Genomic DNA, 23,398 nt, shown 5'->3' on the forward strand with positions numbered 1-23,398 from the left:
TGTGAAAGAGAGAAGGGAATTTCATGGAAAAGGTTTATCGTTTGGATGGTTTAGATTGTGCAAATTGTGCAGCAAAAATTGAACGGTCAGTCCAACAGATCCAAGGAGTAGAGGAAGCTAAAGTTGATTTTATGAGCACGAAACTTACGATCAAAGCGTCTGAAGAAAATATTGATCGAGTTAGTAATGAAGCAAAAGGAATCGTTCATAAATTAGAACCAGATGTAAGCGTCAATACTGTTCAATCTGAAAAAAAAGAAGAAAAAGCCTATGGAAAATTAATTCAAATCGGAATCGCTATCTTGGCATTGTTCATCTTGACACTATTCACACCAATGATGCCTTGGAAACTAATTGCTTATCTAATCGTATATCTTTGGGTAGGATATGATGTATTAAAGACAGCTATCACGAATATTTTTCATGGAGAACTCTTTGATGAGAATTTTTTGATGGTAATTGCCACAGTTGGTGCAATCGCGATCGGGGAATATCCAGAAGCAGTGGCCGTGATGTTGTTTTATCAAATCGGAGAATTTTTCCAAGATTATGCAGTTGCAAAATCAAGAAAATCGATTGGTTCGCTATTAGCGATTCGACCTGATTCTGCGAATTTGATTCAAGATGGAGTAATAAAAAAAGTTGCACCGGATACGATTGCGATCGGTGATCATATCCTAGTCAATCCTGGAGAAAAAGTTCCTTTGGATGGTCTCGTGATTGATGGTCATTCAATGTTGGATACCTCCGCATTAACAGGAGAATCTGTTCCGCGTAGTATTGATCAAGGTGAAGAAATTTTAAGCGGTTTTATTAACCAAAGCGGGCAGTTGACTGTGGAGGTTACGACTACTTTTGGTGAATCTACTGTAAGTAAAATACTTAATCTCGTTGAAAATGCTAGCAGTAAAAAAGCACCGGCGGAAAATTTCATTACCAATTTTGCTCATTACTATACACCGATCGTTGTAGGATTGGCAGCCTTATTGGCAATCATACCGCCACTGGTTACGGGAGCCCCATTCTATGATTGGGTCTATCGTGCGTTGACATTTTTAGTGATTTCTTGTCCCTGTGCTTTAGTGATTTCTGTTCCGTTGAGTTTCTTTGGTGGGATCGGCGGTGCTAGTAAAGCAGGAATCTTGATCAAAGGCAGCAACTATATTGAAATATTAGCAAATGTCGATACATTAGTCTTTGATAAAACAGGCACATTAACTAAAGGTGTCTTTCGTGTTCAAAAAGTTGAAACAACTATAGATAAACAAGATTTATTACGTTATGTTGCAAGTGCAGAACAAAATTCAAGTCACCCAATCGCTCAATCAATCATCAATTATGTCGATCAACCATTGTTGCCCGTCAGTCAACTAGAAGAAATCGCTGGTTTTGGTATTTCAGCAGTAATGGATAACCAACATTTCTTAGTCGGTAATGAAAAATTATTGAATAAAAACCAAATAGCTTTTGAACCGGTGAATGAAATCGGAACGATTGTTTATGTCGCAAAAGAAAACAATTACTTAGGTTACTTAGTCATTGCTGATGAATTGAAGGATCATGTAGGGTCAGCGATCGCAGCAGCAAAACGCTTAGGGGTCAAACGTACAGTAATGTTGACCGGAGACAACCATGTTATTGCAGATGCAATCGGCAAAAAAATTGGAATCGATCAAGTTCATAGCGAATTATTGCCGGAAGACAAGGTCAATTATTTAGAAGTAGAATTGAATCGCGAACAAAAAACAGCATTTGTTGGTGATGGTATGAATGACGCTCCCGTTTTAGCTCGCGCAGATCTTGGAATTGCCATGGGTGGCTTAGGGTCTGATGCAGCGATCGAAGCTGCCGATGTCGTGATCATGGATGATCAGCCAGCTAAAATTCCAACAGCAATTCAAATTGCCCGTAAAACAATGAAAATCGTTAAACAAAATATTGTTTTTGCAATCGGAATAAAAATTATCGTCTTGATTTTAGGCGCATTAGGTTTTGCTACGATGTACGCAGCTGTTTTTGCTGACGTAGGTGTCACAGTGCTTGCTGTTTTAAATGCAATGCGTTGTTTAAGAATCAAATAGAAAACTTCACGTCTTAGGCGTGAAGTTTTTTTTATAGAAAAAAATAAAAGAAAGACAGTTATATTAGTTGACGAATGAAGATTACAAATGTAAACTAAAAATATAAAGATTACATCTGTAAACGAAAGGAGATTCTTTTATGACAATGACAGTAAGTCCTATCAAAATTAGTGATTCCGAATGGGAAGTAATGCGTGTGATTTGGACACAAGAAGCGACTACCGCCCAAGAAATCATTGCCATTTTGGGACAAACGATGGATTGGAAACCAGCAACAATCAAAACCCTTCTTGGTCGTTTGGTGAAAAAAGAAGCAGTCCGCACAGAACAATCAGGTAAAAAATATATTTACTATCCAGCAATCAGCGAAAGTGCAACTGTAAAAAGTGCTACAGAAAATCTTTTTTCTCATATTTGTGCGAAACGAATCGGTGAAACAATCACTGAACTAATCGAAGAAGCGCAACTAACGCCAGAAGATGTAATGATGTTGCAAGAGCAATTAGCAGCGAAAGAAACAGTCGCCACGATCGAATGTAATTGTATTCCTGGCCAGTGTGAATGCAATCATCATAAATGAACATTAATATTTAAACCAAACAAAAAAGAGGAGACGAATAAAAATGAAAAAACAATTTGTAATCAACGGAATGAGCTGTAATCACTGTGTGGCTAAGGTAGAAAATACGATCAATCAATTAGATGGAATCGATAAGGTAAAAATCAATTTGAAAAAAAACCAAGGCGTTGTAAAATTTGATGAAGCAAAAGTCTCAGCTGATAAAATTGCAGCAGCAGTGACTGAAGCCGGGTATGAAACAGAGGTGATCTAAGTGTCGAACAGTACAGTAGAGACCTTTGCCATTACAGGAATGACCTGTGCAAATTGCTCGGCTCGTGTTGAAAAGGAATTGAAAACGACTGCAGGTGTGTTAGAAGCCAATGTCAATCTAGCCACGGAAAAAGCGACCGTCCAATTCGATGATTCGACGACGACCGAAGCGTTGATTCATCAAGTAGAAGCGATTGGTTATGGTGCAATTTTGTTTGATGAAGCACACAAGCAAAAAATTCAACAAGAAAAAATCACTTATGTCAAAAAGATGAAACGTGATTTGATTCTCAGTGCCATCTTAACAGCTCCCTTAATGGCGGCCATGATCGGGATGCTGCTTGGCAGTCATGGGGGTTGGGTCCATTTCTTGCATTTGCCATGGGTCCAATTGATTTTAGTTACTCCGATCCAATTTGGTGTTGGTCTGCGTTTTTATCGTGGTGCTTACCATGCCTTAAAAACGAAGGCGCCGAACATGGATGTTTTAGTCGCTATGGGAACAACAGCTGCGTATTTATTGAGCATTTATAATGGCTTTTTTAACCCACATACCTCTGATTTGTATTTCGAAAGCAGTGGTATGATCATCACATTGATCTTATTGGGAAAATACCTTGAACAAAAAGCAAAAACCAAAACCAGCGACGCGATCAAACAGCTAATGAATCTGCAAGCAAAAAAGGCTACGTTGATCGTTGATGGAATCGAAAAAGAAGTTGCTATCGAAACGGTTCAAGCAGGCGATTTATTACGAGTTCGCCCAGGAGAGCAAATTCCAGTGGATGGAAAAATCATTGCTGGACAAACAACGATCGACGAAAGTATGTTGACCGGCGAAAGTCTACCCGTCGATAAACAAATCGATGATGCTGTTTTTGGCGGGACGGTCAACACGACCGGCAGTATCCAATTCACGGCAACGCAAGTCGGGAGTATGACGGTGCTCTCACGAATTATTCGGATGGTGGAAGATGCGCAAGGTGAAAAAGCACCGATTCAACAAATTGCAGATAAAATATCTAGTATTTTTGTCCCAATCGTTTTAGTGATCGCACTAGTAACCTTACTTGCGACCGGGATTATCACGAAAGATTGGCAGCAAGCGATCGTGCATAGTGTGGCTGTTTTAGTGATCGCGTGTCCCTGTGCGTTAGGTCTAGCAACACCAACCGCAATTATGGTAGGAACAGGACTAGGGGCAAAATCAGGTATTTTGATCAAAGGTGGAGGGGCGCTTGAACAAATTGCGCACCTTACCACAGTAGTTCTTGATAAAACTGGGACAATCACAGAAGGTAAGCCAATTGTTGCTGAGTTTGAAGCTTTTGATCCACAGGCGTTGAGCTATTTGATTAGTTTGGAACAACAGTCAGAACATCCCTTAGCTCAAGCAATCTATCATTATGGAAAAGAAAAAGCATCTGTTTTGCCAGTAACTGGCTTTGAAAGTCTCACTGGTAAAGGCGTCACAGGAACGATTGATAATAAAAGATTATTTGTAGGATCAAAACGCGGATTGAATGATCGAAATATTTTATTTGTCGACGAACGTGTGGTAGCGTTAGAAGCAGAAGGCAAGACGGTCATGTTTTTAAGCGATGAGACAAAAGTTTTAGCGATGATCTCGGTAACAGATAAAGTTAAAGCTTCATCGCGTGCAGCTATCAAAGCGTTACATGATCTAGGAATCAACGTGAAGATGTTGACTGGCGATAATCCGAGAGCGGCTCAGTTTATCGGTCAACAAGTGGGTTTAACTTCAAAAGATATCGTCGCAGAAGTATTACCAGAAGACAAAGCACAGATCGTCAAGGAATTACAGTCGCAACAAGAAATCGTTGGGATGGTCGGTGACGGAATCAACGATGCACCAGCGTTAGCATTAGCTGATATTGGGATCGCGATGGGCAGTGGAACAGATATTGCGATGGAAACGGCAGATATCACCTTGATGAACAGTGACTTGCTTTCAGTCGAAAAAAGTATTCGTTTATCAAAATTGACCTTAAGAAAAATCAAACAAAATTTATTTTGGGCTTTTTTATACAATGTGATTGGTATTCCGATTGCTGCATTAGGCTTTTTGAGTCCAATTTTTGCTGGGGCAGCGATGGCTTTTAGTTCAGTCAGTGTTTTGCTTAACTCATTGAGTTTGAACCGGAAAAAAATATAAGCCATTTTGATCGAACAAAAATTTTTTAAGAATGAGGAGTGACTAAGATGAAAGAGAAGATGGAAAAACACCAAACTATGAAGATGGATCATTCCAACCACCAGGACATGCATGAGGGGAAAATGAAAGGAATGGATCATCATGAGATGGAACATGGCGACATGGATCATTCGATGCACATGGGGAATTTCAAGCAAAAGTTTTGGCTGTCATTAGTCTTAGCGACTCCAATCATTCTATTATCACCAATGATGGGAATGTCTCTACCTTTTCAATTTACCTTTCCTGGATCTGAATGGGTGGTATTAGTTTTAGCAACGATTTTATTTTTTTACGGCGGTCAGCCATTTTTAAGCGGAGCAAAAATGGAATTGAAAATGAAGAGTCCGGCAATGATGACATTGATCGCGATGGGGATTTCCGTCTCTTACATTTATAGTTTGTATTCATTTGTCGCAAATAAACTAAATCCTCATGAGCATGTGATGGATTTCTTCTGGGAACTTGCGACATTGATTGTAATTATGCTGTTAGGACATTGGGTCGAAATGAGCGCAGTTTCAAATGCCAGCAATGCTATTCAAAAATTAGCTGAATTATTACCTGATGAAGTGAATAAAATCGAAGTAGATGGTACTACCAAAAAAGTGAAGCTGCAAGAAATCCAAAAAGGCGATCAACTACTTGTTCGTGCAGGAGATAAAATACCGACTGATGGAAAAATTATCGATGGAACAACGATCGTCGATGAATCAGCAGTCACAGGCGAGTCAAAGGGAGTCCAAAAAGCGAAAGATGATTCAGTGATTGGCGGATCGGTGAATGGTGACGGCACGATCAAAATTCTAGTTACCGGAACTGGATCAGACGGATACTTAGCCAAGGTTATGGAAATGGTCAAACAAGCACAACAAGAAAAATCAAAATTAGAATCCATTTCTGATAAAGTTGCTAAATGGCTGTTTTATATTGCATTGGGTGCAGGAATATTAACCTTCATCGTTTGGTTATTTGTTTCAGACTTAGCGCAAGCTTTGGATCGAATGGTGACGGTTTTCGTGATTGCTTGTCCTCATGCTTTAGGTTTAGCGATTCCGTTGGTGATTGCCCGCTCAACTTCTTTAGCAGCTAAAAACGGATTGCTGTTGAAAAGTCGTCAAGCCTTAGAACAAGCTAGCGATTTAAATTATGTTTTTTTGGATAAGACAGGGACATTGACAGAAGGGAAATTTACCGTAACAGGTGTAGAAACAAGCCAATCATTGTCCCAAGCAGAAGCATTAAAATATATCGGAGCGTTAGAAGCTCAAACAAACCACCCTCTAGCAGTTGGGGTAGTGAATTATTTGAAAGCCGAAAAGATCACACCTTATCAAGCACAAGAAGTTTCCACCTTGAAAGGGATCGGTGTGAAAGGAATCGTAGAAGGGCATCAAGTGATTCTAGCCAATCAAAAAGAAGTAGAACGTCGAGGTTTGGCGGTCGACCAAGCAGCATTGAGTGATTATCAAACACAGGGAAATACATTGTCTTTCTTACTGATCGATAATCAATTGATGGCATTCTTTGCGATGGGAGATACCTTGAAACCTCAAGCTAAAGAATTTATCAGTCACTTAAGAGACGCCGGTATCGAACCTGTGATGTTGACGGGAGACAATCAAGCCAGTGCAGAAGCGGTAGCGAATTATTTAGGTATCAAAGAATTTTTTAGTGAGCTTTTACCAGATGATAAAGAAAAAATCATTAAACAATACACAGATAAAGGCAACCAAGTCATGATGGTAGGTGATGGAATCAATGATGCGCCTGCTTTAGCGCGAGCATCTATTGGGATGGCAATCGGCGCAGGAACGGATATTGCGATTGATTCAGCCGATGTTGTGTTGACTAACAGCAACTTGCAAGACATTTTAAAATTTGTTCGCTTGGCAAAAAGAACACATAGCAAAATGATCCAGAATCTTTGGTGGGGAGCCGGCTATAATATTTTGGCGATTCCTTTAGCTGCAGGTGTGTTAGCGCCTATTGGGATAATATTGAGTCCAGCAGTCGGTGCCATTTTGATGTCATTAAGTACAATCATCGTGGCCATCAATGCGATGACATTAAACGTCTGAGAATTCAGGCGTTTTTTTTTTTGCAAAAAAATTGAGACAAAAATTTGTGGATACTTGTGCTATGTTGGAATTGATACATCGGTCGAAGTATGAAAGGAAGAAGGGATGGAGTATGATTTGGCAATTTGTAACACGAAAAAAGTGTCGACGACAATTAAATTTAATCGAATTGTTACGAGAAGAACGGTACAGTGTGGCTGAGTTTGCAGAAAAACTAACGGTTAGCCGCAAGACAATCCTTCGAGATCTTTATGAATTGCAGCAAAAAAATTATGTTGCAAAATATAGTTTTTGGCAAATCAATTGGCGACAAGAACCTAGTTATACAGACCTTTATCGTAAGTTGCTATGGACAGACGATCGCTTTCAGCTATTTCAACAATATCTATGGAATCGCGGAAACAAGGAAGTCAAGTACTCCAAAGTCAAAGAATTGAATCAACAATTAGTAAAGTTGAACCTTACAGCAGATCGACGAACAGGTGGATTGATAGGGGAGGAAGCATTGCTCATTCATCTCCAATTGCGTTATTTACGTGATTTTTGTTCAAACACAGAAACGGAGTGGTATCCATATATCGAACAGAATCATTTTTCTGTTAAATACTCTAATAATATGGCGGTTTATTTTCCTGATTCACGTCTATTAAATCAATTTGCGACAAAGTTTGGTTTGGAAGAACTAGCTGCTCCATACTTCTTTTTAGATTATATTCGCTGTCATTATTCGGCTTGTACTGATTTTTTTCATTTGCATCAATTGCATCAGACTTCGTTGTATCAAGCAACGATCGATGGTGTACAAATCATCGAACCATCGATTCAGTGGGATTCAGAGCTAACTAAAAAAATTTTTACTGTAAAACTGTTTGATTTATTTATTGGTATCCATCAGGGCTTACCATTAAGCGTTTATAATTTATATCGAAAATCAGCGGTGCCAAGTAACTATTATTATTTATTGAGTAAAGAACTAAAACGAGCGAGTGCTTTGCTAGTAAACTGTCAATTGGATGAGTTGGCAAAAGCCGTACAGCAGATTTTTCAGTCTAGTCAGCAGATGGCCGTTAGCTTGCAGCTTGAATCGCCGATCGTAATGGTCCAAGAAGCCAGTTGCGTATTTTCTACTTTTCAAACTGAAAAGTAGATCTGCGATTTTGCTTCCAGAAAGGTTATGCTATAATACGTTGAGAGTGCTTATCGTGCCTAAGAATTTTTAATCTGGCATGAGAAATAGCCAAAACTAGAGCGATGAATAGGGCCACGCAGAGTGAATCGCAATAAAAGTTATTATAGAAAATCAGGGGGAGAGCAAAGTGGGGTTACGAAAATTAGATGTTCCGACATCTTCGATCACTGAAGTAAAAAAATCACCAATGGATGTTTTTGCCCAAGCTCGGAAAGCCGAGACAGGTGTTTATATTTTTAACCGTGAAAAAATTGCCGGTGTGATGTTGACGAAAGAACAATATGAAGCGTTGGTCGAAGAATTAGATACACTGCGAGATACGTTATATCAGCCTGTTGAACGAGAATTACCAGTGCCAGAAGAATTGGAAGAATTAGCGACAGCTTTGAGATCATCATTAGCTAAAGGCTCAGTGATCTCTGCACGCTTTTTAGATGAGCGGATGGTAGCAAATGGCTTTATCACGAAAAAAACGGGTTTTGGTGGCGTAACAGAACTAATGAAAGAGTTGGAAGACAGCGGGAAAATCATTTATCAACTACGTCGACGTGAACACAACAAAATCATTTATGCGGAGATTTTTGGTGAATCACAAGAGTCTCAACATGCGCAAGATAAATTAATGATCCGTAAAGTGAATTTAGTGGAACGATAGACAGTGGGAGCTGTCTATTTTTTATTGGAAAAAAGAGCATTAAAAAATCATTATTAATTATCAGAAGGTTTGTCTCTGAACAAACGTTCGTTTATAATGAGAGGAGAATGCAAGAACAAAGAGGTGAGTTGTTTGGCTGAATTAGTGTTTCCATTAAAAAATGATACATCGCGAAAAATTATCCATATCGATATGGATGCTTTTTTTGCATCAGTCGAAGAACGAGATGATCCTGAATTAGCCAAGCATCCGTTAGTGATTGCACGTCATCCATCGGATACGGGCGGTAAAGGCGTAGTGACGACGGCTAACTATAAAGCTCGGATTTATGGGATTCATTCAGCGATGAGTGCACAAAAAGCCTATGAATTATGTCCACAGGCGATTTTTAAACCAGGTGATCATGAAAAATATCGTGCCGTCTCCCAACAAGTTCGGGAAATTTTTCATCGCTATACAGATATCATCGAACCTGTGTCTATCGATGAAGCATATCTTGATGTCACGAACAATAAAATCGATGCTCGTTCGGCGATCAAAGTCGCCCGTAAGATCCAACAAGATATCTGGCAAGAGTTGCATTTAACTTGTTCAGCGGGTGTCAGTTACAATAAATTTTTAGCTAAATTAGCTTCCGACTATCAGAAACCCCGAGGAATGACCGTGATTTCACCAGAAGAAGCTGTCCCTTTTTTGAAACGCTTGCCGATTGAACAATTTCATGGTGTTGGTAAGAAAACAGTTCCGAAGATGAATGAACTAGGTGTTTTTACCGGTGCAGATCTTTATGATAAAAGTGAAATGTTTTTGATTCAAGAGTTTGGGAAGATGGGTTATTCTTTGTACCGGAAAGTTCGAGGGATCCACGATTCAGCCGTCAGCATCACTCGTGAACGAAAGTCGGTTGGTAAAGAGCATACATACGGCCGTCCATTAGCGACAGAAGATGAAGTATTGAGTCAGCTGCGGCAATTGGCTGAAAAGGTTGAAGAGGCTTTAAAACGAGTACAGCGACACGGAAAAACAGTGGTCGTAAAGATCCGTTATACGGATTATACAACGGTCACGAAACGTGTGACATTGCCTTATTACATAGCAAAAAAAGAAGAATTATTTTCGCAGGCCAGTTTGATCTGGGAAGATATCGGCGGCATTGAAAAAGGGATCCGTTTAGTCGGTATTACGCTGACTAATCTAGATCCCATTGCGTATGAAAATATTGTATTACCTTTGTGGGAAGGGCGATCAAATTAGATCGCCCTTTTTGATTTGTTCAAAAGCTTTTTCAGAGTCGTGTAATTTTTCCCAGATAACGACTTTTCCTTGTGCTAAAGATTTTTTTACATCGATGATCCGTTGATTGGAGCTGCCACGGAATTGCAGCATTAGATTTTTTTTATTGATGTCAAAGCGGCCATCGACTAAAATATCGATTTTGCTCAACATTTCTAATTTATCTTCACTGTCTTGTAAAAGTTCTTCGAAGGTATAGCCGCTCCATGACCAAATATCTTTACTTTGGCCAAATTCAGCACGAATCCGGTTGATGACTTTCAAACAAACTTGAGTATTCAAGAAGGGTTCGCCACCAAGCAGGGTGATCCCTTGAACATAGTCATGAGCAGTATCAGCGATGATCTGGTCTTCTAATTCTTGAGTAAATGGTTTTCCATAATGAAAATTTTGAGCTGCAACATTAAAACAGCCTTCACAGGCAAAGGGACAGCCGCTGACATATAAACTATTTCGAACACCTTCACCATCGACAAAGTTAAAGGCTTTATAGTCAGCGATATACTGCAAGCTCAAATCGCTAGCTAGCCATTCTTTCGGTTTTGGGTTACGCATGTGATCACCTTTCAAGTAAAACAGGGAGCAGCGAAAGAGCCGTCCCTGTTAGGAATAATTTTTATTGTTGTTTCATGTGTTTGACACGAGAAGAGATTTCTTTATGACGTCCATGAACCATTGGGCGTGCTTGAGGATTTCCTAAGTAGCCGCAAGTACGTTTAACAACATCACAACTTTTTGGATCGTGATTGCCGCATTCTGGACATTCAAAACCACGTTCAGTCGGTTTGAAATCGCCCTCGAAACCACATTTGTAACAATGATCGATCGGAGTATTTGTTCCTAGGTAGCCGATGCGATCGTAGCCGTAATCCCAAACAGCTTCTAATGATTTAGGATTTTGTTGTAGTACGGGATATTCACAATAGTGAATGAAACCGCCAGAACAATAATTAGGATAATCTTTCTCGAAATCTAATTTTTCAAACGGTGTTGGATTTTTACGTACATCATAATGGAAGCTGTTCGTGTAATATTCTTTATCTGTAATATTTTCTACGATTCCAAAACGTTCAGTATCTAAACGACAGAAACGATCAGTCAAGCTTTCACTTGGAGTTGAGTAGACACTGAAATGATAGCCATATTCATTGCCCCAGTCATCCGTATGAGCTTTTAGATCTTCCATAATTTTCAAGGTGAAGGCTTTGGCTTCAGGGTTGTTTTCCCACTCGCCGCCATAAAAGACACTCGCTACTTCATAAAGACCGATATAGCCTAATGAAACAGTTGCTCGTTTATTTTTGAATAAGTCATTGACTGAATCCGTGCGTTTTAAACGTTTGCCAAAAGCGCCATATTGATAAAGGATCGGTGCATTTGCCGGTGTTGCTTCTTTACAGCGATCAACACGGAAAACTAAAGCATCTTTAGCGATTTGCAGACGGTCTTCTAACAATGTCCAGAATTTTTCTTTGTCGCCAGCTGATTCCATTGCGATGCGAGGTAAGTTCAAAGTAACAACCCCTAGATTCATACGGCCAACATTTACTTCTTGGCCATTTTCATCTTTCCAACCTTGAAGGAATGAACGACAGCCCATTGGAACTTTGAAACTACCAGTCAATTCAATCAATTTATCGTAATTCAAAATATCTGGGTACATCCGTTTAGTGGCACATTCTAAAGCCAATTGTTTGATATCATAATTGGGATCCGTTGCTTCTAGGTTTGTACCGCGGCGAAGAGTAAAGATTAATTTAGGGAAAATCGCTGTCCGTTTTTCGATTCCTAAACCTTCGATCCGAATTTGTAAAATCGCTTTTTGGATCTCGCGTTCAAACCAATCTGTTCCTAGACCAAAGCCTAGTGAAGTGAAAGGTGTTTGACCGTTTGAGGTAAACAACGTATTGATTTCGTATTCCAAACTTTGCATCGCGTCATAGATATCTTTGCGGGTTTTTTGTTTCGCAAACGCTTCTTGTTTTTCAGTACCTTCGATCCATTCTTGTGCATCTTTCAAATGTTTTTGATAATTTAAGCGTGCGAATGGCGCAAGCAATTCATCGGTACGGTCGGAAGAACAGCCGCCGTATTGACTAGAAGCAACGTTAGCAATGATTTGTGAAATTTGAGCGGTGGCTGTTTGGATCGATTTAGGACTTTCAACATCAGCATTTCCGATTTTAAAACCGTCAGTCAGCATGCCTTTGAAGTCGATCAAGCAGCAATTCGTCATTGGTGTATATGGATGGTAATCCAAATCATGATAATGGATATCGCCTTTTTGATGGGCATTCGCTACATGCGGTGGCAACATTTTTAAACCAATTGATTTGCCGACAATTCCAGCAGTTAAATCTCGTTGAGTATTGAAGACGTCACTATCTTTGTTAGCATTTTCATTCACAACTGATTGGTCTTTGTTGATCAATTTGCCAATCGTAAAATTGATATCGGTTGCTTTGCTCCGTTGGAAATCACGGTGCGTCCGGTAATTGATATATTCTTCGGCTAATTCATATTCATTATGTTCAAGCAAGATATGTTCCACGATATTTTGGATTTCATAAATTTTGATATCATTTGTAAAACGTTCAAAAATCTCAGCATCCACACGTTCAACGATTGACTGGATACGCTCATTGGCTAAAGGGTCCATTGTTTTTTTGATTTTTGTTTCCGCTTTGATCAAGGCATCATAAATTTTTTGATCATCAAATGACACATGTCGACCGTCTCGTTTTACGACTTTGATTTTTTTAAGCGACGGTTGAAACTCGTTAGTTAGCGAGTCTTTTGTATGAATTTCCATCATATCTATTCACTCCAATTCGGTTATTTCAATTATTAATAATATCACAATGAAACGAGATATAGTAGTTTTTTTATTAAAATAAAATCCAGAGGCACTATATATAGTATCTCTGGATAACATAAGTTGTATTAAATGTGATAGTATCAAGCTTTGAAAAAAATAAAATAACTTGAAAATTTTAAATTTCGAGTGATAAAAACGTAAGGTGCTATTTAGTCGTTTCACTCAAGAAACCAACCTAAATATGATACCATAAAAGAAAAAAATTAGATGTTAAAAAGAGGTAACAAATGAAAAAAATTATTGATGTCCAACATCTTACTAAAAGCTACGGTACTCGCAACAATAAAGTCAATGTCTTGAATGATTTGAATTTTTCAGTGGAAAAGGGTGAATTTGTTGGCATCATGGGACCTAGTGGTGCTGGCAAGACGACTTTAATGAATATTTTGTCAACGATCTTATTACCGACGATGGGTTCAGTAAAAATCGCCGGTTCCGATATCACGCAAATGCGAGAAAGTAAATTAACGGATTTTCGGCGAGAGAATCTAGGATTCATTTTTCAAGAATTTAATTTGATCGATAGTTTGACGGTCCGTGACAATATCATCTTACCATTGACGGTCAGCAAATTATCCAATGAAGAAATCATGCGTCGTGTGAGGCATTTGACGAATGTTTTAAAAATCGATCATATTTTAAATCGTTATCCAGAGGAAATCTCAGTGGGTCAGCAGCAACGCACGGCAGCAGCTCGTGCGTTGATCAGCCAACCGCAAATTTTATTTGCGGATGAGCCGACGGGTTCGTTAGATTCTAAATCAGCAACCGAATTTTTGAACTATTTAGACGAAGTCAATCTCCATGAAGAGACAACCGTTTTGATGGTGACACATGATCCTTATACCGCTAGTTATTGCAATCGGGTGCTATTTATCAAGGATGGTCGTTTCTTTTCTGAAATCGTTCGCCGTTCATCCCGTAAAGACTTTTTTGAAAAAGTAATCGATATGCAAGCTACGATCGGCGGAGGAGGGAAAGCCAATGCTGATTAAATTGATTTGGCATGGCTTTAAAAAGCAACTTTCAAATTACTTGGTCTTCTTTTTCAGTTTGATTTTTGCAGTTATGGTCTATTATTCATTCACTGCTATGACCTATGAACAACCGCTGATCCGTAGTGCTGGTAAAAATACACAGTTGGTTGCGATGCTAGGATTTGGCGGATTTGTGGTTGTACTGATCTTATTATTTTTTATGACCAATACCAATCGGTTCTTTATTGAAAATCGGCGTAAAGATATCAGTATCTTTCATTTATATGGTTTGAGTTACTACCAGATCTGCTTGTGGTTTATTTTAGAGATTCTGTTTATCGGTGTTTTTTCATTTGTGATCGGGATCAGCTTGGGTGTTTTGCTATCAAAATTATTCAGTATGATTTTAGTCAAAGCGATGGATCTGCCGCTGCGAGTACATTTCTTTTTCTCTACCGATGCAATCGTTTCAACGAGTTTAGTTGTAGCGTTCATTTTATTGGTAGTATCTTTCCAGGTACTTTGGCTAGTGTCTGGCTATAAATTTTCTCATCTTAAGAAATTAAAATTGCGAAAAAGCAAAGCAATGACGCTTTCTACTAGGCAAAAGATTCTAGCTGTTTTAGGTATCATACTTCTGTCTATTGGTTGGGGATTAGCGATTTTTTATCTCTATTTTTCACGGCAATGGAGCGACCGCTTCGGATTATTCCAAGGAAATTTTATACTGATGCTATTGATCTTTGCGATTTGTGTGATAGGAAGCTATTTCTTTTTTGCTTATACGCTGCGTTGGTATAATTCGTATCGGCCTAAACGTCTAAATAAAAATTTAGGTATATTGGCACGAAGTGAATGGCAATTACGCTTATCTAGTGAATGGCGTTTCTTAGGATCAATCACAGTAGCGCTTGGCTTAGCATTGACATTATTAGGTTTGATGATCGCAATCAGTTCGTTGGCGATGCGCTCGGTGCATGAAAGCACCCCGACTTCGCTGATCATCACTAGTGAAAGTTTTAAAAAAATCGAGCCTAAATTGAAAGCTGCAATTCCTTATACGCAAGAAACTTTGACTTTGAAATCTGTTCCTGCTAAACAAGATGTCCGAATCTCTGGTGAAGATACCATGACGCAACCGGAAGTAATGGACATGGTCTCACTAACGGATTATCGCGCGTTCCAAAAAATGAACGATACATTGGAGAATATCCAATTAGGAACAATGGATGCAACCGTGATTTTGAGCTCGTATCAGCGTTTTTTAAATGAGTACACGCAGTATGACAAGACCATCAATTTGAAACAACGAAAATTGACAGTTCAAGAAATGCGGCCAAACTTTTTTGGTGATACGACGATGCGTTATGGAACTGGGATGATCGTGGTCTCCGATAAAATATTCGCGGAGACACAGGGAGTGGCGTATAAATTAGAAGTGGTTGATGTGGCTAGAAAAGATGAAGAAACATTAAATCGAATCGTCAAAGAGTCCCTAAAAGGTGATTGGGCCCACCCAATTCACTATGATTTAAGCTGGAAAAACGGTCAGATTATAGGTGACATTAAAGCTGGCGAAGATACGAATAATAAGGAATCGACGATTTATCGCTCAGAATATGCCTCACATCGAGAATCTTATCGTCAAACGCGTAGCACACTAGGCTTGATTTTATTTGTGGTGACCTTTGTGACCACGATGTTTATCATTGCTACGGCCAGTATGTTGATGATGCGGCAATTATCTGACTTTAAGCAAAAACGCAAACAGTATTTATTGTTGCAGCAATTAGGAATTCCAGAAAAAAATATCCATCAAGAAATCAATCGTGAAAATCGTTACGCTTTCTTTATTCCAGCGTTCCTGGCATTGATCCATAGTGTGCTAGCAATCTCTGTGATCGCTCATATTGCGCAAAATGCTAATTACGGTTTTGTGTATCTATTTTGTTGTCTAATGCTGATCGTCTATGGATTGTTCTATTGGATCACCTGTATGTATCAGAAGAAGTTTCTATAAATAGTTTTATTTAATTTAGAAAATAGTCGTTGATCGGCCGTTTCCAAGCATTTTTTGGAAGTGGCCGATTATTTTTATTTCAATTAGGTGACAAAAGTGTTCGTTCGAAAGCGCTTTATGTAAGTGGAATCGGTGGTAGATTATTTTCAGCGTTCTATAATAATTATCAAAAGCAGAAAAAGAAAGGGCGATTGGATGAAAGAGCTTTTTTATCGGCCGACGACTCGTTATTGGTCAAGTTTTATTGGAAAGACGATTTTTTACTTTGCTGTCCTTCTGATTCTAGTCTACTTGTACCATTACAAGAGTATCCAAGGCGGTAATTTTATTTATAACGAATTTTAATCAAGCAAATTTTTTTGCAATGAACGGAGGATAGTCATGCAAAATATTATTCAAACCATTGATCAATGGGCCATTGATCAACCCGAAGCGATTGCCTATCAATCTGAAAAGGAAAGCTTTAGTTATCAAACGTTACGTCTGTGGTCTGATCATATCGCGTACTATTTACACCAAACAATTGAAGCTAAACAACCGATCGTGGTCTTTGGCGAATTAGAATTTGACATGCTCGCCAGTTTCCTAGGGGTAGCCAAAAGTGGCCATGCGTATATTCCAATCGAATCAAATACACCGTTCGATCGGATCGAACTAATTTTAGCCGTTGCTCAACCAGCAATGATCTTAAGTGTCATGCCTTGGCCAGAGGAAATCAAATCAGATATTCCCGTAGTATCACCAGCGGAGTTACGTGCACTTTTTACTACTGAACAAAAAGAAGTAGCACTCACTCCAGTTATGGAGGATGAAACTTTTTATATCATTTTTACTTCAGGAACGACTGGAGTGCCTAAGGGTGTTCAAATCAGTCATAAAAATCTTTTGAGTTTTACTGAATGGGATTTAGCCGATTTTGGTATTCAGTCAGGAATGCGTTTCTTATCGCAAGCACCGTATTCATTCGATCTGTCAGTCATGAGTGTCTATCCCGCTCTTTGCAGCGGCGGTACCTTGATTCCGATGGAGAAAACAATCATCAATGATTTCAAACAATTGTTTCATTTTTTACCTCAATTGAATTTGGACGTATGGGTTTCGACCCCGTCATTCATGGATATCTGTTTAATGGAAAAGACATTCGATGGCGAACATGTGCCATCACTTAAAGTTTTTCAATTTTGCGGTGAAGAACTTACTCGTAAAACGGCTGAAGAATTATTACGCCGTTTCCCACAAGCGAAAATTTTCAATACTTATGGGCCAACGGAAGCAACAGTAGCGATGACAAAAATCGAAGTGACGGCTGAAGTATTAGCTGAATATGACCGTGTTCCGATCGGTTATATCAAGAAAGATACCGAAGTGTTGATCTATGATGAAAATAAAGCCGTATCCGCTGGTGAAGCGGGCGAAATTATTATCAAAGGTCCCAGTGTGTCGAAAGGCTATCTCCATAATCCTGAAAAAACTGCGGCTGCCTTTTTCACCATTGATGGTGTTCCGGCTTATCGTACAGGCGACGCTGGCCGCTTAACGGAAGAGGGCTTGCTTCTTTATGAAGGTCGAATCGATTTCCAAGTAAAACTACATGGATTTCGAATTGAGTTAGAAGATATCGATCACCATTTAGAGAAAGTGTCCTTTGTAAAGCAAGCAACCGTAGTTCCCAAATATCAAGCACACAAAGTTCAGCAACTAGTTGCGTATGTAGTAGCAAAAGACAATGAATTCGAAAAAAACTATCAATTGACGAAAGCGATCAAAGAAGAATTGGCAGAAGGAGTCATGGAGTATATGATTCCGCAAAAATTTGTTTATGTTGAACAATTGCCCCGCACAATGAATGGAAAAATTGATCGGAAATGCTTGATCAGTGAGGTGAACAGCTAATGTTTATTCCTCACATGATCCCATATGCATCGCCAACTTATTTTATTATCTTATTTATTGCTTTGGCACCATTGGTTTTAAGTTTGTTGTTTCGAGGTAAACGGATCAATTGGTATCAATCACTAATTACCTTATTTTTTTTATATATCTCTTTTGGCGGAAGTGATTACCAGCAAGGGTTGGCCTTGATCGGGTATGTGATTTTTCAAAGCCTGCTTGTTTTTGGGTATCATCGGTATCGCAAACAAAAAAATCAAGCCAGTATTTTTTATGGAGCAGTCTTTTTAAGCATCGTTCCGCTGATCTTTGTAAAAGTCACCCCGTTTATGGATGGTCAGAATTCAATTTTAGGCTTTTTAGGAATCTCCTATCTGACATTCAAATCGGTTCAGATCATTATGGAAATGCGCGATGGTATGATCAAAGAATACAGTCCATTGAATTACATTAAATTCTTACTTTTCTTCCCAACGATCTCGTCGGGGCCGATCGACCGTTACCGTCGCTTTGAAAAAGATTTGAATGAACCGCCGACGAAAGAAAAATATGTAGATCTATTAGGATCAGCTGTTCATGATATCTTTCTGGGCTTTTTATACAAATTCATCATCGGTTATTATTTTGGTCAAGTATTATTACCAATCGTTGACCGACATGCCTTGCAGCATGGTGGTCTATCATGGAGTTTAGTAGGGTATATGTATGTTTACAGTATGTATCTATTCTTTGATTTTGCTGGATACAGCTTGTTCGCAGTTGGAACTAGTAAATTGATGGGCTACGAAACACCACCGAATTTCAACAAACCATTCTTGTCATGGAATATCAAAGAATTTTGGAATCGTTGGCACATGACACTCTCTTTTTGGTTTCGCGACTATATCTATATGCGCTTGATGTTTACATTGATCAAAAAGAAAACATTCAAAAGCCGAATCGTTGCCTCGAATGTTGGTTACTTTGCCTTATTCTTATTGATGGGCGTTTGGCATGGCTTGACTTGGTACTATATCGTTTATGGTATTTATCATGCTACGCTGATCTGTTTGACAGATGCCTGGCTGCGATTCAAAAAAAAACACAAGCAACAACTGCCATCTAATAAATTTACGAAAGCCCTCGCGATTTTCTTAACGTTCAATGCTGTTTGTTTGAGCTTTTTGATCTTCTCAGGTTTCCTAGATAAATTATGGTTCCACAATATATTTTTCATGAAATAACTATCGATAAAAAATAAAAAACTATAAATGAAATGGAGCGAGCAACATGGAAGAAACAATTTTTAGCATTTTAGAAGATATTACCGGAACAGATGAAGTGAGAGATAATCCAGAAGTAGATTTATTCGAAGAAGGATTGATGGATTCTCTAGCCACAGTTCAATTATTAGTAGAAATCGAAGGACAATTAGGTGTTCAAGTTCCTGTATCAGAGTTTGACCGCGCACAATGGAACACACCAACTAAAATCATTGAACAAGTGAAAGTATTACAAGGTTAATGAAAAAGAAACTCTTCGGTATCTTTGGGCCGGTTCTTTTATCAGCGGTCCTATTGGTTCTTCTGTTTTTTTCACCATTCAAAATTAACAGCAGTGATCCGAAGTTGATCAAAGCTGCATCAAGCTCGATGGCGGGAAACGTATTGCGAGGAAACAATATTACAAAAGAAGCCTTAAGTACCGATAAATATGTTCCTTTTTTCGGATCATCTGAATTGAGTCGAATCAGTCCTTTCCATCCATCCGTTTTAGCAGAAAAATATGACCGTGGCTATACACCTTTTTTGATGGGGGCACCCGGAACCCAATCATTAACGCAATTTATGATGATGCAATCTCTAGGCGATGAGTTAAAAGATCGTAAAGCGGTCTTTATTATTTCACCCCAATGGTTTGTTAAAGAAGGGATCAAACGTGATTACTTTGATGCCTACTATTCCCCAGAACAAACGTTGAATTGGTTGCTGCATTTGAAAAAAGTCGATGATAGCGACCAATATCTAGCGCAACGTTTGACTCACTATGGAGTGATAAGAAAAGATGAACGCTTAGACCGCATGCTGACTGCCGTTAGAAAAGGTCAACTACCAAGTAAAACAGATATCACATATAGCAAATTAAAATTAAATATGTTAGAACGCGAAGATGAATTGTTCAGCACGATCGGTATGATCAGTAAACAAGACTTGATCGATCAAAATGTCAAAGCTCTACCTGCAAGCTATGATCATGATGAATTGGATAGTCTTGCCGATCAACTGGGCGAACAGGCGACCCAAGGCAATGAATTCGGGATTCAAAAACAATTTTATAAAAAACGGATTGAGCCAAATTTGAGTCATTTAGCAGATTCGCAAAAAGAATGGGATTATCGTTATTCGCCAGAATTCTCTGATTTTCAATTAGCTTTAAATCAATTGGCCAAAGAACATTCGGATTGTCTCTTCATCATCCCTCCAGTGAATGGTCGCTGGTCTCAATACACCGGTCTTTCTGATGACATGCTGCAACAATTTGCAAGTAAAATCAAGTATCAATTGACATCGCAAGGTTTTACCAACGTTGCTGACTATACGAATCAACAAAATGAACCTTATTTTATGCAAGATACGATTCATTTAGGTTGGAAGGGTTGGCTGACTGCAGATAAGAAAATCGAACCTTTCTTAAAAAATCGCGGTGCGACCAAAAAAGTCTATACGATCAACAATCATTATTTCTTGAGCAAAGAATGGCAAGAACAAAATCCAGAAAATATGACTAAATAGACATATCAGAAAAAAGTCTTTAGACCTTTCAATTCATTGACTGGTTCTAAAGATTTTTTTGATTGACTTATTTTAGAAAAGGGCTTATTCTATAAAACGTTAGCTTGCTAACGAATTATAGGGGGTCTTTTTATGTCAAGCAATCATCATTCAGCAATTCCTTTAAAGGTTGTGCTCTCGATCATCGCAACAGGGATTATGTCATTTTGTGGCGTGATCGTTGAGACAGCTATGAATATTACATTTCCAACATTGATGGAAGAATTCCAGGTCACAACAAGTACCGTTCAATGGTTAACAACGGGCTATCTATTGATGGTAGCAATCGTAGTGCCATTATCTGCTACATTAAAAAAACGATTTAATTTGAAATCATTGTTCCTTTTTGCAAATTTGAGTTTTTTACTTGGTTTATTGATTGATAGTTTTGCACCGAATTTTAGCATATTACTGTTAGGACGAGTGATTCAAGGTTTGGGAACGGGCGTTGCGTTGCCATTGATGTTCAATATTATTTTAGAACAAGTTCCAGTTGAAAAACGCGGAACGATGATGGGGGTAGGGACATTAATTACTGCAGTTGCCCCAGCGATCGGTCCGACATTTGGGGGAATCGTAGTATCAAGCCTAGGATGGCGATATATCTTTGTATTATTATTGCCTTTCATTTTATGTTCGCTAGTGATCGGTTTGAAATGTATCCAACAGTTGCATCCAACTCAATGTGTTTCCGTTGACCGGTTGAGTATCGTATTTGTTGTTATAACATTTGTTGGTTTGATCGTTGGGTTCAGTGAATTCGGCAGTAAAGTCTTTTTGAGTTTGGCTGTTTCTGGACCCTTACTTATCGGTGTGATCGGGCTGCTTTTATTTATCCAAAGATCTACGAAGATTGAGCACCCTTTGATCGATATCAGGGTATTAAAAGTGGGGACATTTGGTGGTCACGTTTTTGCCTTTTTTGTTTTACAATTGAGTACGTTAGGAATGTCATTTATTTTGCCTAACTATATCCAATTGGTCAATGGTTCAAGCGCAACAGTTGCAGGCTTAGTTATTTTACCAGCGGCTATTTTAGGTGCGATCATGTCACCTATCAGCGGGAAAATATTAGATAGTTTTGGTGCTAGAAAACCGATTTTAACCGGTGCTTGTTTGATTTTGCTTTCTTTGATTATTTTTACAATGAATATCAGTGCAATGAAAAATAGTTTGATTTTGATTGTCTATATTCTTTATATGTTTGGTTTGGGTCTATTATTTGGTAATATTATGACAAGTGGCTTGAGCCAACTTTCAGTCGCACAACAAAGCGATGGCAATGCGATCTTAAATACGCTACAACAATTTGCGGGAGCTACTGGTACATCGATCGTTTCTGCGATCATTGCTATCAGTCAAACATCAGGACGTGGCACACAAGCCCATCTTACTGCGATCGGCTCGCGAAATGCTTTACTCATTTTGACGATTATTATGGGGATAACTTTATTCGTTCTATTTAAAAGTGTCAAAGGCCGAACAGATGTCAAAATAAAAAATAGTTAATCAAAAGGAGTACTTATGAAAAATACAGGTCGAGAGATCAAACGAGCTGCGAACCAAATGGATAAAGCCATGGATGCTTATGCTCGCTCATTTGATTTAACGGGTGTTCAATTATCGATCATTCATATGTTGAGCGAACGCAAACAACAAATTGTTTTACAACGAGACATTGAACAAGAATTCAATATCCAACGTTCGACTGCGACCGTTATTCTTCAACGAATGGAAAAAAAAGGCTTGATCCAACGGAAAAAAGCTGATCAGGATGCTCGCCAAAAACAAGTAATGCTTACATCAACGGCTTCAGCTTTTGAAAAAAGTGCTACTGAATATATCGATGGTCAACAAGTTCTGATCGAGCAAAAATTTACGGAGCAGCAACGAAAAGATTTCGAAGCAATCTTAGCATTCTTTATTGAACAAAATAGTTAAACAAAAAAAGAGCAGAGAGCTGCTCTTTTTTTGTTTACAGAGATAACTTTATTGATTGCTTTCAAAATAAATCTGCTGTTGTTCACCGAAGAAAATCGGTAGGAGATCATTTAGTGTACCGGCTAATTTTTGGCGGTTAGCTCTTTTTTAGTCACCCATAAAAGATCGCCAGTAACAGGACGTTTTTCTACGGTTGCTGTATAGAGGAAAGCTAGTTCACGAGTCTGTTTGTTTAAATTATTCCATTCGGCGGTACCGCTTAAATTTGGCACGATAATAAAATCAGTTTCTTCATTGATTTCGCGGATCGCTGCAGTATAGCTACTTTCATTTTGCTCCACATGGCCGCCGGGAAATGTCCAACCGGGCCAATCTTGTTTTTTTCGATCTTGGACTAAAATCTCACCATCTTCGTTTTCGATCATGACCATCATTGTGAATTCAATTGCTGATAAACGTTCCATTCAATCACCTCTTAGATAGTATACAACATACTACGCAGATAATTTTTACAATGGTATACTAACCTTATGATC

General features: G+C 38.7%; 19 protein-coding genes and 1 pseudogene. 17 read left to right on the forward strand and 3 right to left on the reverse strand.

Annotated elements, in window-relative coordinates:
- The first annotated feature begins 23 nt into the window (after positions 1–23).
- The 8 genes from ACKTSC_RS00690 (at position 24) to dinB (ending at position 10,307) form a co-directional block, all read left to right on the forward strand.
- Entirely contained in the window at positions 24–2,081 is a 2,058-nt protein-coding gene (locus tag ACKTSC_RS00690) for a heavy metal translocating P-type ATPase (RefSeq protein ID WP_407856559.1), read from the forward strand.
- A gap of 139 nt (positions 2,082–2,220) precedes the next feature.
- Positions 2,221–2,661 carry a CopY/TcrY family copper transport repressor gene (locus ACKTSC_RS00695; protein ID WP_332580013.1) on the forward strand — a complete coding sequence of 147 codons (441 nt, stop codon included), beginning with the start codon at positions 2,221–2,223 and terminating at the stop codon, positions 2,659–2,661.
- A 43-nt stretch (positions 2,662–2,704) separates the two neighbouring features.
- The gene (copZ, locus tag ACKTSC_RS00700) at positions 2,705–2,914 is read left to right on the forward strand and encodes a copper chaperone CopZ (protein ID WP_332580014.1); all 210 of its coding nucleotides are present in this window, start codon (positions 2,705–2,707) and stop codon (positions 2,912–2,914) included.
- A complete protein-coding gene (locus ACKTSC_RS00705) occupies positions 2,915–5,089 on the forward strand; it encodes a heavy metal translocating P-type ATPase (protein WP_407856560.1) in 2,175 nt (724 codons plus the stop codon). It abuts the gene before it with no gap.
- A 47-nt stretch (positions 5,090–5,136) separates the two neighbouring features.
- A complete protein-coding gene (locus ACKTSC_RS00710) occupies positions 5,137–7,209 on the forward strand; it encodes a heavy metal translocating P-type ATPase (protein WP_407856561.1) in 2,073 nt (690 codons plus the stop codon).
- Positions 7,210–7,321: 112 nt separating this feature from the next.
- Entirely contained in the window at positions 7,322–8,356 is a 1,035-nt protein-coding gene (locus ACKTSC_RS00715) for an HTH domain-containing protein (RefSeq protein ID WP_407856562.1), read from the forward strand.
- A 169-nt stretch (positions 8,357–8,525) separates the two neighbouring features.
- Positions 8,526–9,053: a type II toxin-antitoxin system Phd/YefM family antitoxin gene (locus tag ACKTSC_RS00720; protein ID WP_332580018.1), complete on the forward strand. Its 528-nt coding sequence runs from the start codon at positions 8,526–8,528 to the stop codon at positions 9,051–9,053.
- Positions 9,054–9,185: 132 nt separating this feature from the next.
- On the forward strand, positions 9,186–10,307 hold the full coding sequence (gene dinB, locus ACKTSC_RS00725; protein ID WP_407856563.1) for a DNA polymerase IV: 1,122 nt from the start codon (positions 9,186–9,188) through the stop codon (positions 10,305–10,307).
- On the opposite strand, the gene nrdG is transcribed toward dinB, so the two are convergent.
- A complete protein-coding gene (nrdG, locus tag ACKTSC_RS00730) occupies positions 10,299–10,901 on the reverse strand; it encodes an anaerobic ribonucleoside-triphosphate reductase activating protein (RefSeq protein WP_407856564.1) in 603 nt (200 codons plus the stop codon). The genes dinB and nrdG overlap by 9 nt on opposite strands.
- A 61-nt stretch (positions 10,902–10,962) precedes the next feature.
- Entirely contained in the window at positions 10,963–13,161 is a 2,199-nt protein-coding gene (gene nrdD, locus ACKTSC_RS00735; protein WP_332580021.1) for an anaerobic ribonucleoside-triphosphate reductase, read from the reverse strand.
- Positions 13,162–13,451: 290 nt separating this feature from the next.
- Here nrdD and ACKTSC_RS00740 point away from each other — a divergent pair, with 290 nt between their 5' ends.
- From ACKTSC_RS00740 to ACKTSC_RS00780, 9 genes are all read left to right on the forward strand, one after another.
- Positions 13,452–14,219, forward strand: coding sequence for an ABC transporter ATP-binding protein (locus ACKTSC_RS00740; protein ID WP_407856565.1), 768 nt, complete (start codon positions 13,452–13,454; stop codon positions 14,217–14,219).
- Positions 14,209–16,221 carry an FtsX-like permease family protein gene (locus ACKTSC_RS00745; RefSeq protein ID WP_407856566.1) on the forward strand — a complete coding sequence of 671 codons (2,013 nt, stop codon included), beginning with the start codon at positions 14,209–14,211 and terminating at the stop codon, positions 16,219–16,221. Before ACKTSC_RS00740 ends, ACKTSC_RS00745 begins: the two co-directional genes overlap by 11 nt.
- A 195-nt stretch (positions 16,222–16,416) precedes the next feature.
- Complete coding sequence (locus ACKTSC_RS00750; protein WP_407854885.1) at positions 16,417–16,566, forward strand: teichoic acid D-Ala incorporation-associated protein DltX; 150 nt, start codon at positions 16,417–16,419, stop codon at positions 16,564–16,566.
- 36 nt (positions 16,567–16,602) lie between these two features.
- On the forward strand, positions 16,603–18,114 hold the full coding sequence (dltA, locus tag ACKTSC_RS00755; protein WP_407856567.1) for a D-alanine--poly(phosphoribitol) ligase subunit DltA: 1,512 nt from the start codon (positions 16,603–16,605) through the stop codon (positions 18,112–18,114).
- Positions 18,114–19,334, forward strand: coding sequence for a D-alanyl-lipoteichoic acid biosynthesis protein DltB (dltB, locus tag ACKTSC_RS00760; protein ID WP_407856568.1), 1,221 nt, complete (start codon positions 18,114–18,116; stop codon positions 19,332–19,334). Before dltA ends, dltB begins: the two co-directional genes overlap by 1 nt.
- Before the next feature lie 46 nt (positions 19,335–19,380).
- On the forward strand, positions 19,381–19,614 hold the full coding sequence (dltC, locus tag ACKTSC_RS00765; RefSeq protein ID WP_407854882.1) for a D-alanine--poly(phosphoribitol) ligase subunit DltC: 234 nt from the start codon (positions 19,381–19,383) through the stop codon (positions 19,612–19,614).
- The gene (gene dltD, locus ACKTSC_RS00770) at positions 19,614–20,882 is read left to right on the forward strand and encodes a D-alanyl-lipoteichoic acid biosynthesis protein DltD (RefSeq protein WP_407856569.1); all 1,269 of its coding nucleotides are present in this window, start codon (positions 19,614–19,616) and stop codon (positions 20,880–20,882) included. Before dltC ends, dltD begins: the two co-directional genes overlap by 1 nt.
- A gap of 132 nt (positions 20,883–21,014) precedes the next feature.
- Positions 21,015–22,430 (forward strand): DHA2 family efflux MFS transporter permease subunit, encoded by a 1,416-nt coding sequence (locus tag ACKTSC_RS00775; RefSeq protein WP_407856570.1) that lies wholly within the window; start codon positions 21,015–21,017, stop codon positions 22,428–22,430.
- A 15-nt stretch (positions 22,431–22,445) separates the two neighbouring features.
- Positions 22,446–22,862 carry a MarR family winged helix-turn-helix transcriptional regulator gene (locus ACKTSC_RS00780; RefSeq protein WP_332580030.1) on the forward strand — a complete coding sequence of 139 codons (417 nt, stop codon included), beginning with the start codon at positions 22,446–22,448 and terminating at the stop codon, positions 22,860–22,862.
- A 48-nt stretch (positions 22,863–22,910) separates the two neighbouring features.
- On the opposite strand, the pseudogene ACKTSC_RS00785 reads toward ACKTSC_RS00780, so the two are convergent.
- Positions 22,911–23,326 (reverse strand): annotated as a pseudogene (locus ACKTSC_RS00785) (NUDIX domain-containing protein).
- Between the last annotated feature and the right edge of the window lie 72 nt (positions 23,327–23,398).

It is taken from the genome of Enterococcus hailinensis, assembly GCF_045862035.1.
Taxonomy (GTDB): domain Bacteria; phylum Bacillota; class Bacilli; order Lactobacillales; family Enterococcaceae; genus Enterococcus_A; species Enterococcus_A hailinensis.

Bases quoted from the DNA above. Each gene is read 5' to 3' on its own strand.
- ACKTSC_RS00690 (WP_407856559.1), top strand. From the start codon at position 24: ATGGAAAAGGTTTATCGTTTGGATGGTTTAGATTGTGCAAATTGTGCA.
- ACKTSC_RS00695 (WP_332580013.1), top strand. From the start codon at position 2,221: ATGACAATGACAGTAAGTCCTATCAAAATTAGTGATTCCGAATGGGAA.
- copZ (WP_332580014.1), top strand. From the start codon at position 2,705: ATGAAAAAACAATTTGTAATCAACGGAATGAGCTGTAATCACTGTGTG.
- ACKTSC_RS00710 (WP_407856561.1), top strand. From the start codon at position 5,137: ATGAAAGAGAAGATGGAAAAACACCAAACTATGAAGATGGATCATTCC.
- ACKTSC_RS00715 (WP_407856562.1), top strand. From the start codon at position 7,322: ATGATTTGGCAATTTGTAACACGAAAAAAGTGTCGACGACAATTAAAT.
- nrdG (WP_407856564.1), bottom strand. From the start codon at position 10,901: ATGCGTAACCCAAAACCGAAAGAATGGCTAGCTAGCGATTTGAGCTTG.
- nrdD (WP_332580021.1), bottom strand. From the start codon at position 13,161: ATGATGGAAATTCATACAAAAGACTCGCTAACTAACGAGTTTCAACCG.
- ACKTSC_RS00740 (WP_407856565.1), top strand. From the start codon at position 13,452: ATGAAAAAAATTATTGATGTCCAACATCTTACTAAAAGCTACGGTACT.
- ACKTSC_RS00745 (WP_407856566.1), top strand. From the start codon at position 14,209: ATGCTGATTAAATTGATTTGGCATGGCTTTAAAAAGCAACTTTCAAAT.
- ACKTSC_RS00750 (WP_407854885.1), top strand. From the start codon at position 16,417: ATGAAAGAGCTTTTTTATCGGCCGACGACTCGTTATTGGTCAAGTTTT.
- dltA (WP_407856567.1), top strand. From the start codon at position 16,603: ATGCAAAATATTATTCAAACCATTGATCAATGGGCCATTGATCAACCC.
- dltB (WP_407856568.1), top strand. From the start codon at position 18,114: ATGTTTATTCCTCACATGATCCCATATGCATCGCCAACTTATTTTATT.
- dltC (WP_407854882.1), top strand. From the start codon at position 19,381: ATGGAAGAAACAATTTTTAGCATTTTAGAAGATATTACCGGAACAGAT.
- dltD (WP_407856569.1), top strand. From the start codon at position 19,614: ATGAAAAAGAAACTCTTCGGTATCTTTGGGCCGGTTCTTTTATCAGCG.
- ACKTSC_RS00775 (WP_407856570.1), top strand. From the start codon at position 21,015: ATGTCAAGCAATCATCATTCAGCAATTCCTTTAAAGGTTGTGCTCTCG.
- ACKTSC_RS00780 (WP_332580030.1), top strand. From the start codon at position 22,446: ATGAAAAATACAGGTCGAGAGATCAAACGAGCTGCGAACCAAATGGAT.